General features: G+C 48.7%; 3 protein-coding genes. All 3 read left to right on the top strand.

The genetic code is table 11. The features are described 5' to 3' along the window. A partial coding sequence (locus tag N2315_09120) for a TolC family protein (GenBank protein ID MCX7829334.1) occupies positions 1 to 429 on the top strand: 429 nt, incomplete at its 5' end. A 2-nt stretch (positions 430 to 431) separates the two neighbouring features. After that, complete coding sequence (locus tag N2315_09115) at positions 432 to 1,412, top strand: efflux RND transporter periplasmic adaptor subunit (GenBank protein ID MCX7829333.1); 981 nt, start codon at positions 432 to 434, stop codon at positions 1,410 to 1,412. A 2-nt stretch (positions 1,413 to 1,414) separates the two neighbouring features. Continuing rightward, a partial coding sequence (locus N2315_09110) for an efflux RND transporter permease subunit (protein MCX7829332.1) occupies positions 1,415 to 2,094 on the top strand: 680 nt, incomplete at its 3' end.

Here is a 2,094-nt window from a genome sequence, read left to right as displayed (position 1 = left end):
ACTTCTACCTGGGTAGATCAGGGCTCGCTAAGTATTGCCCTCAACTGGTCGGTGGATTCTCTTTTACCATTTTCTTCGGCAGGAGAAAGTAGGGATACACTCATGGATACCATTCGGGATCTCCAGTACCAGATCGAAGATGCCCGTAAAAATGCGGAGCTTACTCGAAACTCATACATCCGGGAAATAGAACAGTATCTTACGGCCCTCGAAAGTTACCAGGCTAATGAACGTCTTGCCCAGCGGAGTCTGGAACTTACCCAGCTGGCCTACAATAATGGCCTTGCCGACTTTATATCTGTTCAGAATGCGGCGGACGATCTTGCGGAAGTCCGTTATTCGATTCTCGAGTACACCTATAATTTGAGCATTACGCTTCTTAATCTTGAATATTCACTGGGGCTCCCCTTTGGGACGCTTGGGAGGTAAACATGAAAGGTCGGAATTTCGTGATAGTTGGCATCTTTGTTATTCTTGTTATCGCTCTTCTTCTGTGGCCGCGACAGAAAAATGGCCCCGCTGCCGGGGCGTTCCCGCAAGCAAGCGGAGGGGTCTCTGCAGCACAACAGAAAAGGGGGCTACCGGCAGGGGAACTGGCTACCTCAGCTTCCCAGGGGGTAAGTATAAAAAGCGTTTCCGTAAAGCGGCAGAGCTTGCAGGATTATATCCTGGTCAATGGAGAAGTCGCGAGTGAGACCTCTGTAGCAGTGTATCCTGATACGGGAGGAAAGATTGCTTCCTTGCTGGTGGAAGTAGGAACAAAGGTCTCAAAAGGGACGGTCATCGCGGAAGTAGATCCCTCCAAGCCAGGGGCAAGTTATGCCCTTAATCCTGTCATAAGTCCTATCTCCGGTACAGTGGTGGAACTCCCTTTAAATGTTGGCGCTACGGTTACTTCCAACACCAGTATAGCGACGATTGCGGTGTTAGATCGTCTTGAAATTGTAACCCAGGTGCCAGAACGGTATGCGGCCCTTATGAAGGTAGGTCTTTCAGGCCTTGTTTCCTTTGAGGCTTTCCCGGATAAAAAGTTTCCGGCGGTGGTAAATAAGGTTTCTCCAGTTCTTAATACTACCTCTCGCACTAGAGAAGTGCATTTAAAACTAACGGGTGCTGGTGATCCGGGAATTGTGATTGGTATGTATGCCCGAATTCGAATAAACACCCTTGTCTATCCAAATCGTATCACCGTACCTGAAACGGCTATTAATAGTACCGATGGGGTCGAGTATGTCTATGTGGTGAATCAGGATAATACGGTAAGTCGGCGGGGTATTGTAAAAGGGGTCACTATCGATGGAACGGTAGAAATCCTTTCAGGGTTGGAAGAAGGGGAACGGGTTGTTACCGAAGGAGCCCAGAATCTTACTGATGGAACGGTAATCCGGGATATTAGCACAGGAGGAAAGTAATCGTGAGTGTGGCCAAACATGTAGTTTCTCGTCCTGTTCTGGTAGCGGTGGTTTTTGCCCTACTTGCTATTGTAGGATTATATACCTTGACGGACCTGGCTATCGAACTGTTTCCTGAAACATCGATGCCGATGCTCTTTGTATCTACTACTTACGAAGGGGCGGGGCCAGAAACAGTAGAAAAATCGGTAACCCGAGTTCTGGAGGGGGTTCTGACTAACTTAAGCGGGCTTAAGAAGATGACATCCACTTCATCGGAAGGAAGTAGCCGTATTGAGCTGGAATTCGATTATGGAACTAATCTGGATACGGCGGTGAATGATATTCGGGATAAACTTGATCGGGTGAAAAACAGTCTTCCTGATGATGCAAGTACCCCCCAGATCTTTAGATTCGATCCTAATTCTATGCCCATCATGCGGATTGCAGTCCGGGGGAACCGGAGTGCCGAACAACTTAAGGCCTATGCGGAAGACTATATTCAGCCCCGGCTTGAGCAGGTCAATGGGGTTGCCCAGGCGAATGTTCAGGGTGGCCGGGATAAAATCATCAAAGTAGAACTATCCCAGAATCGGCTCGATGCCTATGGCCTTACGGTAACCGGGGTGGCCAGTGTTCTGGCAACTCAAAATGTGGAACTGGGGGGTGGTTCGATCACCGAAGCTGTCTCTTATACACATCT

The sequence above is a fragment of the Thermanaerothrix sp. genome (assembly GCA_026417795.1).
Taxonomy (GTDB): domain Bacteria; phylum Synergistota; class Synergistia; order Synergistales; family Synergistaceae; genus Thermanaerovibrio.
Note: the sequence above shows the minus strand (reverse complement) of the source record. Positions and strands in the feature narration are given on the sequence as shown.

Bases quoted from the DNA above. Each gene is read 5' to 3' on its own strand.
- N2315_09115 (MCX7829333.1), top strand. From the start codon at position 432: ATGAAAGGTCGGAATTTCGTGATAGTTGGCATCTTTGTTATTCTTGTT.